The sequence below is a fragment of the Fulvivirga marina genome (genome assembly GCF_016775155.1).
Classification (GTDB): domain Bacteria; phylum Bacteroidota; class Bacteroidia; order Cytophagales; family Cyclobacteriaceae; genus Fulvivirga; species Fulvivirga marina.
Genome location: NZ_JAEUGD010000064.1, coordinates 124,749 through 138,542 on the forward strand (window position 1 = coordinate 124,749; position 13,794 = coordinate 138,542).

General features: G+C 41.2%; 8 protein-coding genes. 4 read left to right on the forward strand and 4 right to left on the reverse strand.

The annotated features are described in order from the left end of the window. Positions 1-46: 46 nt before the first annotated feature. The 4 genes from JMN32_RS19440 to JMN32_RS19455 all read right to left on the reverse strand — a co-directional run bounded on the left by JMN32_RS19440 (position 47) and on the right by JMN32_RS19455 (position 8,546). Positions 47-751 carry a chemotaxis protein CheB gene (locus tag JMN32_RS19440; RefSeq protein ID WP_202858034.1) on the reverse strand — a complete coding sequence of 235 codons (705 nt, stop codon included), beginning with the start codon at positions 749-751 and terminating at the stop codon, positions 47-49. A gap of 4 nt (positions 752-755) precedes the next feature. Beyond that, positions 756-1,112 (reverse strand): response regulator, encoded by a 357-nt coding sequence (locus tag JMN32_RS19445; RefSeq protein ID WP_202858035.1) that lies wholly within the window; start codon positions 1,110-1,112, stop codon positions 756-758. A 29-nt stretch (positions 1,113-1,141) separates the two neighbouring features. Continuing rightward, positions 1,142-1,390 carry a chemotaxis protein CheW gene (locus JMN32_RS27770; protein ID WP_202858265.1) on the reverse strand — a complete coding sequence of 83 codons (249 nt, stop codon included), beginning with the start codon at positions 1,388-1,390 and terminating at the stop codon, positions 1,142-1,144. A gap of 376 nt (positions 1,391-1,766) precedes the next feature. After that, positions 1,767-8,546: an alpha-2-macroglobulin family protein gene (locus JMN32_RS19455; RefSeq protein WP_202858036.1), complete on the reverse strand. Its 6,780-nt coding sequence runs from the start codon at positions 8,544-8,546 to the stop codon at positions 1,767-1,769. Positions 8,547-8,633: 87 nt separating this feature from the next. Here JMN32_RS19455 and JMN32_RS19460 point away from each other — a divergent pair, with 87 nt between their 5' ends. The 4 genes from JMN32_RS19460 (at position 8,634) to deoD (ending at position 13,185) form a co-directional block, all read left to right on the forward strand. Then, positions 8,634-9,629: an LLM class flavin-dependent oxidoreductase gene (locus tag JMN32_RS19460; RefSeq protein WP_202858037.1), complete on the forward strand. Its 996-nt coding sequence runs from the start codon at positions 8,634-8,636 to the stop codon at positions 9,627-9,629. 52 nt (positions 9,630-9,681) lie between these two features. Beyond that, positions 9,682-10,152, forward strand: a complete 471-nt coding sequence (locus JMN32_RS19465; protein ID WP_202858038.1) for a hypothetical protein — start codon at positions 9,682-9,684, stop codon at positions 10,150-10,152. A gap of 471 nt (positions 10,153-10,623) precedes the next feature. Continuing rightward, complete coding sequence (locus JMN32_RS19475; RefSeq protein WP_202858040.1) at positions 10,624-12,288, forward strand: tyrosinase family protein; 1,665 nt, start codon at positions 10,624-10,626, stop codon at positions 12,286-12,288. Positions 12,289-12,486: 198 nt separating this feature from the next. After that, on the forward strand, positions 12,487-13,185 hold the full coding sequence (gene deoD / locus JMN32_RS19480; protein WP_202858041.1) for a purine-nucleoside phosphorylase: 699 nt from the start codon (positions 12,487-12,489) through the stop codon (positions 13,183-13,185). Positions 13,186-13,794: the final 609 nt, after the last annotated feature.

Sequence of the window (13,794 nt, forward strand, 5' to 3'; positions counted from 1 at the left end):
CACGAATAATTGTTAAATATTATGTATGTAATTTTGTAAATTAGGACTACGCTAAAACAATGTTTTGCTCTCCGTTGCAGATATAAACATTATTGGATTCCAACACATCCCCTATAGTGGCCACCCTGACGTTCAGGCCGCATAATGTATCCAGCCTATCAGCAAATGATTCAATAAAACGTGGTGGCATATGCTGCGCTATGACCAGGGATACCGGAAGGTTAGAAGGCAAGCCTCTGAGTAAACACTCAATTGCGCCGGGGCATCCCGTAGACGCCCAGACTGCAACTACATTGCACATCAACTCATCACTAAAATGGTGACAATGACCATTATTTTTTACACTCGATTTGCATAGAGTAGTTATGTCAACCGATGCGGCCGCTTTAACAAGGTTTATCAATGGCTGATTAAAACCTAACCCTCTCGCATTCCTGGGTTTGTCAAGAAATTCGAATGCCCCTAATGCCAATGCTTCAAATATCTGCGCGTTTTTTCGTTCGAGCGAACTTAATACAATAATGGGGACCGGATGTTGTTTCATGGCATTCTTCACAAGATACAGCCCGTCATATTCTGGCATTACCATATCTGTGATAACAACATCCGGTTTTTTCAACCTGATTGCCGCTAAACCTTCGGCTCCATTTTTGGCTGTCCCAATTACTTTTATAGCCCTATCAGATCTTAATACATTTGTGACACGGATTCTCATTAATCCAGAGTCCTCAACCACTAAAGCCTTGATCATAGCCCTAAACTTTAGTGACAGCTTCAAACAGCTGTTCGTTCGTGAAAGGCTTTATCAGGTAATCAATAGCACCCAGCGATAAGCCTTCGTTCATAACGGATTCTTGCCCCACTGCACTTATCATGATAACCTTTGACGGTAAACCTTCATCTTTATATACTTTCAAAATATCCGTACCGATCATATCCGGAAGAATATTATCCAGGGTAATCAGGTCGGGCATCAGTTCAAAAGCCATATCAATGGCTTCTTCGCCATTGGTGGCTTGTCCTATTACCACATACCCGTAGGACTCCATGAAATCTTTAATGATTTTTCTCATATATAGAGAATCATCTACTATCAACACATTTTTAGACATGACTTCGATATTTAAGTTTATGTTGTGTTTTAAACGGCTGCCTGATGTACGTTTTGCAGCTCTTGTTCTGCTATGACTTTAATAGTGTCTATTAGAATGATCAGACGTTTGGCCTTTTTCACAATACCTTTGATATAGTTTCTCTCCAGAGAAGTATTACCAATGATATTTACGGTTTCCTCGATGTTACTTTCATAAACTGACAGGGTACTTGGAACCTGTTTTACCAGAATCCCGGCTTTGTATTCTTTGCTCTCGATAGCGGATTCATTATTTATTTTTTTTCAATCGCCATGATGATTGGGGTTTTAGTAAATAATATGGTTGAGTTAGTATGGTACTAGAAAGTCCTTGGATAAAGATAGAATGTGTGCTAACCAATAAAATCGGGGGAACTCGGGTTTTGAAAATTGGCTGTTACCCTTAAAGTCTAAGGGTTTTCCCTTGTTAAAGATTCGTAGACACTTTTATAGTATTTCTTAAACCATAAAGAGACAAAGGGTTACCGTGATGTACATCTGCGGATGATAAGTAGGGGTAAGACGTGAGGCGTTTGCCCAGAGGGTTCAATATGCTATAACACCCTTCAGGGTTCACTTTTAAGTGTGAAAGCCTGAAAGGTGCTATATGTTATAGCTTGCAGTCTTTAAATTATTATTCTCCGGCTTCTACTTTTAAAGTTATGGCCTCACTATGGCTTTTGAATTCTGGTGCATACATGCTTTCAAGCGTAGTAATGCCATTGGTAAAGGTACCAGCATTGTTTACTCTGAGATCATATTCAAATACATGAACACCTTTTGGCAGTTCATCGAAGAAGAAATTAGTACTGGCATCTTTTGTAGATTCATAGTACCCAAGACCATCCTGCCACTTGTATTCTGAAAGTGTGCTGACCGGTTCCAGACCCGATGCCCGCTGGTCCTTCATATGCATAAACTCCATATCCCTGTCAACTTTGAGTACGATCTTTATTCTCAACATATCGCCAGGTTTAAGACTAACGGAATCATTAACAGCAGTCAACACTTCTCCCTGAGCTTCTCTGGTAACCAGAAATACCTTTTTGTTAAGGTCTACCGCTTTTGTAGAAGATGTAGAAATGTTATCAATATCTTCAAAATATTGCCAGTACAAGCTGCCCCAAACCAGCTTATTTCCCTTATTAGCCAGTGCCACTTTACCCATTTCAGGGGTAATCTCCTCCTTAGGCCACGTAGTTTTGAAATAACCACTTCCTGCTTCTGCATTATCGATATTAATGGCTAGTGATCCTACTTTGACGGATACATCTTTGCTATTTTCAACTTCAGCGTATTTGTCCAATAGTAAAGCATATATGGCTTCTGTAGTAGCCTTTGTTGATTTCCACCGGTTAGTCTGTTTATTTTTAAGTAACCAATTATTGAGTTCATTGTAGATTTCCCGTCGTTCCTCACTTTCATCCATCATCTCATAAAACGCCTCAATGATCACCGCCTGGGTTTCGATGTCAGACCTGTTCCAATAGTACCCACCCACATTGGCTTTCCAATACATCCCGAGCTCATCGCTCACAATGCTGGTTTCTTTCAACGAAGCAAGAATTTCAGTAGCGACCACCTTATTGCCAGACCTGTGCTGAACTAATGCGATCATAGCTTTGATCATCAGGTCATAGTCTGTCCAGTATTCCGCTGATTGGTTCAGATAATACTGGTAAACAGGCTGTAACTCTTCTGATTTAGCATAATCATAAAAGCTTCTCGCATAGAGGTATTGTACCTGTAAGTTGCCGGTATGATTCTTCTTCATGAAACCCTTTTCCTGTTTGTGAGAATCTTCAATTAACCGCTTATAATCCTTAATAATCTCGCTATCCATATAAGCAACACCATTTTCAAGCATCTCTTCATGAGCACTTAAATCCATGGTTTCTCCGATATGACTAAGATGACCAAGTCCGGAGATTATATGCTGAGTAATGTACCGGTTAGGGTAGGGGTTGCCGCTAAACCAGGGGAAGCCGCCTGAGCTAAATTGCATCTGTGACAGCTTTTGCAAGTTAGCCTTTGATTCAGCCGCCACTTCATCCAGATCAAATAGTAAAGCTATCCGTTTTTGCTGTTCGGCCTCGCTTTTAGCCTCTCTAAGCCATGGGGTTTCCTGTATTAGAATGGACTTCAATTCTGCATTGGTTTCCAGCTTACTAACCAAAGCACTTGCAGACTTCCATTTCTCAAAGACCTCCTTAATGGTTGGGTTACTGTCAACTATATGACTGGCCAACTTATTAGCATAGTACCTTGAGAAGGTTTGTTCAGAGCATTCGTAAGGATACTCCATCAGGTAGGGCAAAGATTTAATGGCATACCATACCGGATTGGTAGTAACCTCCAACGTCAATCGGTGATGCGTCAGCGTCGAAGAGTTGTTTGTGACAAGTTTGTCAAGCGAGAGTTCTCTGGAGGTGTTAGCCTTTACCGCTATCGGAAGCGTTTCCGTTACCAGTTGCCTGTTCGATAGTATAGGAATGATATTTTGCTCTCCGTCGCTGTAGGTGCCTGTGGTGGCAACTATTCTATATTGCAGTGCTTCATAGTTGTGGGGTACATTCAGGCTCCAACTGACATTGGCATTAGCTCCGGCGGCAATATTTCGCGTTACCCTGGTTTGACTTACAAAGTTATTAGTGATCTCATCACCCGTTATCGGGTCTGTAAGCTGTAGGTCTATATTGACCTGCTGAGTATTCCCTGTGAGGTTCACTACTTTGCTGGTAAGTACTAACTGGTCACCTTTTCTCAGAAACCTCGGGGCATTAGGTACTACCATCAGCTCTTTCTGTGTGATCGTTTGTAAAGATTTGTATCCGGTTTTTAAGTCCTTGTTATGTGCCAGCAGTTGAAGTTTCCATCGAGTCAGTGCCTCCGGAGTGGTGAAATTGAAAGAGACTTCTCCTTTTTTGTTTGTTTTTAGGTGAGGGAAAAAGAAGGCTGTTTCCCTCAGGTCACTTCTGGCCTTAACTTGAGAAAGTATTTCATCCAACTTCTTTTGACCTGCTTTGGTTGTAATAATAACCAATCCATTAACAGCCTGGGCTCCGTATAAGGCAGTAGCTGCATCTCCTTTGAGTACCTCCATAGAGGCAATATCATCAGGGGAAAGATCCGCACTTTGTACCACTACACCGTCTACCACAAAAAGGGCAGCTTTGTCATTACTCACGTTACTGTTGCCCCTAATAAGTAATTGTGAGTGGCCTCCCGGCTCACCTGCAATTTCTACACCAGCAACTTTTCCTTGTAAGCCTAACATTACGTCCTCTGCAACCTCTTCTTCATCTGCCACTTCAACAATTTCTGAAACAGCATATCCCAAGGCGCTTTTTTGTCTTTCTATGCCCTGAGCGGTTACAACTACATCGGCTAATTGCCTGACATCGGCAGACATTTGTACATCAATGATATTGTTGCCATTCGGAGTAACTTCCAATGTGCTAAGACCAACAAAGCTAAATACCACTACATTACCTTTATTGATTTTCAATTGGTAATTTCCCTGTTCATCTGTTACTGTCCCTCGGGTTGTTCCCTTAATGATTACATTCACACCTACGAGTTTTGCTCCGTCATCTATTGATGTTACCGTACCATAGACAAACCCTTTGGGCTTGGTTTGGTCCAGACTCACTTTTGCTGAAGATGGTTGTTCCTCCAGATTATAGAACCGGAGGCTGTTGAGATACTGTCTGTTATAGTATGACGGATTTGTAATATTAAAACCAAACCAGTTAAACTGATTATGCTGGGTGACAGGAGCATCATAGTACCATCGATACACATTTAGGACATTAAAATTCATGGACCCAAAAGAGGAATTGGCACTATTGGGGTTGTAAGCGTAGTAATAAGCTTTGGGGTTTATATTGAACCTCCATTGATGTGGCTTAAACTGATCAAGAGAGGCATCATACATAGAAGTAAGGAACTCTACCTCTGCACGTTCTTTCTTCTTCCCTTTAACCTTAAAACTCCAGGTTTCTTCTGCTCCTGGCTGTAATTTATCGCGGAAGGTTAGTGTTTCAATTTCAAAGTTATTGTCAGCGGTGCTTACAAGAATGCTTTGAGTACCACTTTTAAAAGTGTTATAATTGATAAAGTAATAGTGGATCGCAAAACCCTCAGCAGCATCCTGAGTTACATCTATTGTCAACTCTTTAGACTCATTTGAAAGGTGAATGAAGCGGGTTTCGCTGATCTTATGATTTTTATCAATTTCTATCATGAGTGTCAGGTCTTCTGATGCGCTACCAACAGTTAACTTAACCTGCTCACCAATCCTATATTCATGCTTATCCGTTTTAATTTCTATGAGTTGGTTGTCACTGACTTTGAGGATAGAGGAATTATATACCTTAAACCATGTCTTTGCCTTAATTTCATTCCCTTTATTGTCAGTGGTAGTAAGTTCTGCGAGGTAGGCACCCAAAGGCCAATGTTCATCAATTGTAAGTGGCAGGTCTCGGTTATCGTCAGTAGTGTCGAATTCCACATCCTGATAAACATTTCCTTTAGGCCATGACTTCCAGTCGGCAACTTCCCCATATGGTTCATGCGGGAAAAGGGTTTTATGTTCTTCTTCTGATATTTTTGGCAGGTCAGGCAGTGGCCAGGGACGCTCCCTGAGTGGTGCAGGAGGAGCCTGAAGTTTATATATTTGGATCTTTCCTTTCGCTGTTGCTTTCTCACCGTTGATATTGGTGATCTCGTAGGTTAGCTTTGAATCCTTGCTTCGAACATCAATATTGCTATTTATGCTTAAGGAAGCAGACAGTGTATGGTAGCCCACTTTCATTGTAGTGGTTGAAGACCGCGTTTCTCCATTGATATCAGTAACATCAGCCGTTATGGTATAGGTGAAAACAGGTAGGCTTAAAGCTGAAACACTCTCATCAGGAATGGCTTTGAACTTAATTTCATATTTACCTTCCTGGTCTGTAAACACCTCACCGGAAGCGATCTCTACGGGAGGGGAATAAAACCTTGAGTGATAGCCCCATTCGTACCAGTATGGAAGCTGAACAATACGCTCCACGGCATATTGAACTTTAGCATTGCTGATCTGAGAACCGCTAAAGGATTTTGCCTGTCCACTTATCCTTACGGAATCATTTACACCGAAAGTCTGCTCCACAGCGTCGAAGTTTACCTCAAATGTTGGGCGTTTGTACTCCTCAACTGAGATATAGTACTCATTCCAGTCGAAGTCATCTATTTCTTCATCATAAAATTTGCTACCTTCTTCAGAATCCTCGTCAGCATAAAGTGTATATTCTCCATTCAGGCCATTAGCTGGAATTTTAAACTCACCGCTAAACGAGCCAAACTCATTGGTTTTTAGCCTCAAAAAACCGACTTCTTCTGCATTGACATCATCAAGGTAGATCTCCACATACTCACCAGGAACTACCGATGATATTCCATTGACCTGCTTGAGCAGAATTCCCTTGAAATACAGTGTTTGTCCTGGTCTATAAATAGTTCTGTCAGTAAACAGATAGGCCCGGGCGGTTACGCTGCCGTTTTCATTATTATCCCTTCGTTGGTATCTTCTGTTGATATGGTGTCGGCCAAAGTTGATGGTGTCACCGGGTATAAAAACCTTGATCAGAGCAGGAATATAGTTGTCGGTTAGCGGGAGGAAAGCCATACCGTTGGAGTTGGTAGTAAGCACCTCATCCACACTGACATTAGTATGACTTGATGGATCATTTTTAACGTGAATATGCCCGCCTGCAATGGGCTTCCCCGTACTTCGGTTAACCAGTTGAAATCTCTGCTGTGGATTAATGGTGGCAGTGACCAGGGCAACATCTGTTACCTGTATGAGGCCATATGCCGTAATAGCGGGCAACTTCCCATAGTTTTTGGTTGAACCGTAAATAAGGTAAGTACCTTTAGACAAAGCGGGAAAAATGATCTCCGTGCCATGACTGTTGTAATCCCCGGGATTAACCAGGCTGTCAGACCATACATTCAATGGGGGGAGGCTCTTTAGAAAACCCGTTCTGGCAGAGTCCGATCTGATATTGTGCCAGGTCATAGCGTCTGCTTGTGTCAATCTGAAAATCTTGAAATACAATGAATCTACATTCGTATAGTTAACAAGCAGTTTGAAGGGGTGGTCTGGCACAATAAACTCCTCTGTACGGATCTGTAGGTCTTTAGCCAGTATATATGCTTTTAGTTCTTTGGCTTTTAATGCCCCATCGCTATCTGGAAAATGCCTGATAGCACGCTCACAATATTTCAACGCTTCCTTTAGACTATATCTGCTTTGATAGTGTACGGCCCAAGCAAATTCGACGAGGGTAGAGGCTGGGTGCTCTTTATATGCTTCATAAAGTCTGTTTAGAGCATTTTTGTATGGAGATCCATACATTTCGGTAACCTCGGATACGTATGAGAGTCGCTCAATATCAAGCGAAACAAATGCATCGGCATCCCCTCTTTCAGCATGATAGGCTAATAACCTGATATAAAGCCTAAGTACTTCATGTTCTGAGGATGACGCAGTGTCTGAAAGATTGATATTGGTGTAATCCTCAAAATATAAGCTGTCAGATGGAAGACCTTTGTCCGGTGTTAAGGTAGAGTAATCTGACTTGTAAAAATTAATAGCATCATGTACCAGCAGGTCTAAAATTGTAGGTCTGTAGATATCGTGCTTAGGGTCATAAAACTCGGTCAGGGCTTTAAAGTTAGCCAGATCTGTTTTCTTAAGGCTATTCCATTGACTCATTGATTGTTGGTAGTGCCCGTGTATCTCTTTCAGCAGCGTGTTGATGTCCCAGGTGCGAAAGTCCACGGAATCCACTTTGTAATCAACTTCTGTGCGACGATACATTTCCCATCTGTGCCTGTTAAAGTACTGTCTGTAAATTTTTGCGAGGTAGTTATGAAGAATAGAAGTGGCAGGCACCTTGCTTTTATCTATTTCCTTTTTGATTCTTTGCACAACCTTTAGTTCTGCATCTTCTTCAAGGGTCAGGGCAAATTTGGATTGATAGATAACGGCTTTAATGCGTTGCTCATCATGCTTATGCCGTAGGGCAAAATCATAAATGGAGTCTACCACTGTAAGTGCAGATTTAGGTAGATCTTTAAGCTCCAGGCGATAAACCCTTAACCATTTGGTGGCATAGAAATCTTGTTTGTTTTGAGAAAGCCCGGTAAGCGTTAAGGCCATGAAGGAAATCAGCAGGAAAATGTATCTCATATCGTATAGATCTTGGGTGTGCAAAAGGAAGTTGATTATATAATTGGCAATGTCAAAAACGTCACACCCATATGGTGCAATAAAAGTAAAAATTCCATAAGAAATAAAAGAAAGAGTTGTAAGTAGTACGGTAAGATCTGGAGAAGTAATGCCTGGCAAAGAAAGCCGAATCATTGATTTAGTTGTTGTAAATAGAAACTGCCTGTAATTTTCTTCCGTCAAACGTAACATGAACTCAATTATCGGAGTTATAACTTTGATATGTTGAAGAATATTAAGTACTCCATTTTAGAACTTGCCAGTATAGCCTACGGCAATACAATCAATAATACATTTGAAAGAAGCCTTGACTTGGCACAACAAGCAGAAGAGCTGGGTTATACCCGTTTTTGGCTGGCAGAACATCATAATATGATAAGTATAGCCAGCTCTGCTACATCGGTACTGATAGGTTATATCGCCGGGGGTACTAAAAAAATAAGGGTAGGTTCAGGAGGAATCATGCTTCCCAATCATTCACCGCTGATTGTTGCAGAACAGTTTGGCACCTTAGGCAATCTTTACCCTGAGCGAATTGACCTAGGGCTGGGAAGAGCTCCAGGAACGGATCAGGTTACAGCACAAGCCATCAGGCCTGAAAGAATGCAGGCCGTGTATCAATTTCCGGATGCGGTAAGTCAAATCCAGCAATATTTTTCTGATAACAGGGGAGCCAGGGTACGTGTTAATGTTGCCGAAGGGGTTAATGTACCTATTTACATCTTAGGGTCAAGCACGGATAGTGCCTATCTGGCTGCCAAAGCAGGGCTTCCTTATGCTTTTGCCAGTCACTTTGCACCTACACACCTCTTCGAAGCACTGAATATTTACTACAACCAGTTCCAGCCTTCAGAGTATCTTGATGAGCCTTATACCATTGCAGGTATTAATGTAATTGCTGCTGATACAGATCAGGAAGCCGAAAGAATTTCCACGACCATGATGCGAATGCTTTTAGGAGTACTGACCAATAATATAGACTACATGCAGCCTCCTATAGAGATGAGCCCTGAAATGCGAGAATTACAGCAAAATGAAGCTTTCCAACGAATGTTGACCTATGCATTTGTGGGCAGCAAAGATACTGTAAAGCGTAAAACAGAGGAATTTATCAAACAGACTAGCGTTAATGAGGTAATTGTTGGGTCTCATATGTTTCACCATGAAGACCGCATCAATTCGTACAGGATATTTGCAGAAATCATGAATGAAAATTAGTTCTTTGCAAATGTCAGGAGATTTTAACTATCCGCTTTACAATAGTCAATAAATGAAAGCAGCTACACTATCAGAGATTAAAAAAGAACTGAAGCATCGAGACCCCGAAGAAATTATGCAAATATGCCTTCGGCTAGGGCGTTTCAAGAAGGATAACAAGGAACTGCTAACATACCTGCTTTTTGATGCCAGTGATGAAGAAACATACATATCATCTATTAAATATGAAATTGATGATATGATTGAGGAGATTAATACAGATAGTCTCTACTATGCCAAAAAAGGGTTGCAAAAAATTAACCGTAACCTAAACAAATACATCAGATATTCAGGGAATAAACAAACTGAAGTGGAAGTGCTCATTCACTTTGCCAAGGCCATGAAATCTTCCGGCATACCTATCCACCGCAGCAGTGTGATCAGCAACCTTTATGACCGCCTGCTGACACGCGCAAAAAAGGCCCTTTTATCTCTTCATGATGATATGCGTGTTGATTATGAGTATGACCTCGAAATGCTGTAGTCTATTTTAATTTTCCAAAAAGTGAAAGACCTGTAACAAGTTTCGGTGATTTTAAAAGAAAAATTTATTCCGAGCTATAACATAAAAAAAATCTCAAATTTTCTTTCTCAGGAACATCCTGACCATGACCTGCTTGCCTTTAATCCTTCCAACATCCCCAAGGTTGGGTATTGCCTTGAGTCTATAATTATTGCTTATTAGGTGAAGTATAAGCTAAAATAATGCTTTTTACACCACATTTTGGTGTACAGGTATGTAAAGCAAAATGAGCGTATTTCATGAAAGCAGTTGAAAACGAAAAACTCGAGGTAATAATCGCGGTGTTACGAGAAATTGTATGCAACCCCGTAGTGGGGGGCGCCTACAATGACACCATTGCTACACCTCTGTTTTTGTTTTCATGCTTCAGTGAATTGCCTTTCAGCTTTAAATTGATAAATGCATAACCAACCATTTAAAACCAATATAAATTTGAAAACCACAAAACTAAAATTGTTATTTAGTCTTTCTGCTAGCTTTATATTATTCAGCTGTGGGCCGAAAGAATCTAATACCGACACCAACGAAACAGTCATGGAAGTCGGTTATGAACGTGTAAATGCTAATACGAATGCCAATGCAGACAAGGTACTCGATTTATATGCCTATGGAATGGCCATAACCAAAGGTCTGAAATGCACTGATCCGGCTAGCTGGTACTATCAGGGTAGTATGCACTCTGTGCCTCCCAGAGATGAAATAGAGGGACCTACTGTGGAGTTGTGTGCTCCGTATAACTCTATTGCTCCTTTAAAAGCATGGAATTCATGCCCGCACATGTACCCCACACATCAGCAGCTTAATTTTCTGACATGGCACAGACTGTATATCTATTACTATGAGCGGAACATCCGTCATCACATAGCTAATGGTGGTGCAGGACTACCTGGGTTAGGGGACTCGATTGCCAGCCAATTTAGCCTGCCTTATTGGGATTATACAGATCAGGGTGAAATGCCTAAACCTTTTACTCAGGAGTCTTACTCTTTTGAAACCGTGAAGCTGGCTAAAAACCCGCTTTATGAGATTGGACGTTCACCTACCTTGATGAAACAGCTACCTATAGACTACAACTCTACGGATAGTATTGCAGTTACTTTACCTGATGGCTCCGTTAAGAATCTTTGTATCAAAACCATGCAACAAGCACTGGATATCTCAGACTTCCTCTCTCTGCCTGATGTTAGTGAGTTCTCTCGAGGCCTCGAAGATCGTTTGCATAATGTAATGCATGACTACATTGGTGGTGCGGTAGACTCACTTGACTTAACGCATGATTTGTATAACAGAATTTACCAAAGTACGAAAAGTGGGTTTGGTCTGATGGGGCAGATCCCGAGTGCAGGTTTCGACCCAATTTTCTTCCTGCACCATGCCAATGTGGATCGTATGTTTGCAGCCTGGGAAGCAACTTATGGCCCCATTACGATAGAGGATATGAATACATATGCCGGCAAGTGGGATTCCATTAAGCACATCTATCAGTTTTGGGATACACCAACCGACTCTTGGGTAACTTATAACAGCATGCAGGAAATGTTGGATGCTGCCCATGACATAGATTATACTTATGAGCAATTGCCTACGGTACCACAGAAAATGCTGAGTGCAAAGCAAAAGGCCAAGGCTACTCAGTTATTACATGAAGAGGTGAAGAAGATGCCCGAAGTTTTGGATGAAGTGGGCAAGCCTCATGCAATTCCACTGGTCAAAGCCCAGGGGCTGAAAGCTAATGCAGGGGAAGTTCGCTACACCATAGAAGTAAATCTGAAGTTTGGTCGAAATATGTTCCAGCAACTGGCAGTATTTTCCATTCCCTCAAATATGGATTGGAATGCCTGTAATCTGGATGATGCTTTTGTCCATGGTATTACAGCAGTATTTGGCTCTACGCACCCTATGGAGCATGCCGGCCATAGCATGGGAGCGATGGTAAATGGGCAGGAGTTTAGCCATACCTTCGTCTTCGATGTTACTGAAGCGGTTAGAAAACTGCCTGCAGGTGAAGCCCTGGAGGTTTATGTGGTTCCTATGAACACTAAAAACGGCCCTGATTTCTACCTTACAGAAATTAAGCTTTATGAGCATACCTTTTAATTGTTAATTGATTTACAGTTTTGATAAAAAGCCTTGTGGGAATATTTCTGCAGGGCTTTTTGCTTAAAAAGCAGATACAGCCAAATGTTCATCACATGTATTTTGGTTCTTCATGACTTTTGTCATAGTCTCAACTAACATTTGCCCTTTATGTATAGCAATGAAAAGAAGTAGTTTGTGATCAAAACAATCCAATCTATGAGTATACATATAGGCGCTAAAAAAGGTGATATCGCAGAAACCGTTTTGCTTACCGGCGACCCATTAAGAGCTAAATTTATTGCGGAAAATATGTTGGAAAACATCAGTTGTTACTCTCAGGTGCGTAATATGCTGGGGTTCACAGGATTCTACCAAGGGCAGCGGGTTTCTGTGCAAGGTACAGGCATGGGACAGCCTTCACTGGCCATCTACACTCACGAATTAGTCCAAAACTATGGGGCAAAAAAACTTATCAGAGTAGGTACATGTGGTGCTTTGATGCCGGAAATTGAGCTGGGCGAGATAATTATTGCGCAAGGTGCATCGACTGACTCAAATGCTAATAGGATGCTTTTTGATGGCTTGGATTTTGCCCCACTGGCTGATTTTAATATGCTTATGAAAGCCTGGGAGGTAGCGAATAAAAGAAGTGTTAAAGTGAGGGTAGGCAATGTTTTTAGTACAGACCTTTTCTACTTCAAAAATGATCCTGAACGTTGGAAGATTTGGACTGAGCATCAAATGTTATGCGCCGATATGGAAACATCCATGCTCTATACTATGGCGGCAGGTGCTAATGTTAAGGCTTTGAGTATTCTTACTGTTAGTGATAATATAATCACCGGTGCTTTCGGCTCCTCCGAAGATCGAGAGAAGCCCATTCTGGATACAGTTGAAATCGCGCTGTCGTGTTGATTTATAAAGAGTAAGGGCTCTAATTCCAGAGCCCTTAATTTACAATTTTGTACCGGTTTTTATGCACGACCTGGTTTCAGTATATTGCCGAAGTTAGGCAACTTCATTTGAGATATGAGGTATTCAGAAATCCTATTCTTCCCTTTACCTCCTGTATAACCCGTACCGATACCTAAAGTTCCGATCTAGTGATATGGTGAGCAACACCCATTGGTATTGTAATGAAAATAAAACCTCTTATTTTGAGTATATTTCAGGTAAATCAAAATCGATATCGCGCCAGCCATAGTTTGAAATATAGCTCAGGTAGATTGTAGAGTACTATCATCATCATTAGAGTGAACAGGTACACTTCTCATTACAACTGACCTTAACGTGCATGTTTAGTCCAACATCCTTGTCTTGCTAGCCCTTCAACTTGAGATAAACATAAAATTGTTAGCATTTTCCTGATAGACCAGCTCAACCGACATGAAATTCAGGTAACCTAAAAGTCAGCAAAAAGACTGTATTTTACTGAAAATCAGTAGATTTTAACGGGTGTACTAGTATTGTCCTAGCGCTTTTTTTCAGAATTTCTTCTATTAATTATTGATTTACCACACTTTC

Bases quoted from the DNA above. Each gene is read 5' to 3' on its own strand.
- JMN32_RS19465 (WP_202858038.1), top strand. From the start codon at position 9,682: ATGAAAGCAGCTACACTATCAGAGATTAAAAAAGAACTGAAGCATCGA.
- JMN32_RS19455 (WP_202858036.1), bottom strand. From the start codon at position 8,546: ATGATTCGGCTTTCTTTGCCAGGCATTACTTCTCCAGATCTTACCGTA.
- JMN32_RS19460 (WP_202858037.1), top strand. From the start codon at position 8,634: ATGTTGAAGAATATTAAGTACTCCATTTTAGAACTTGCCAGTATAGCC.
- JMN32_RS19440 (WP_202858034.1), bottom strand. From the start codon at position 751: ATGATCAAGGCTTTAGTGGTTGAGGACTCTGGATTAATGAGAATCCGT.
- deoD (WP_202858041.1), top strand. From the start codon at position 12,487: ATGAGTATACATATAGGCGCTAAAAAAGGTGATATCGCAGAAACCGTT.
- JMN32_RS19445 (WP_202858035.1), bottom strand. From the start codon at position 1,112: ATGTCTAAAAATGTGTTGATAGTAGATGATTCTCTATATATGAGAAAA.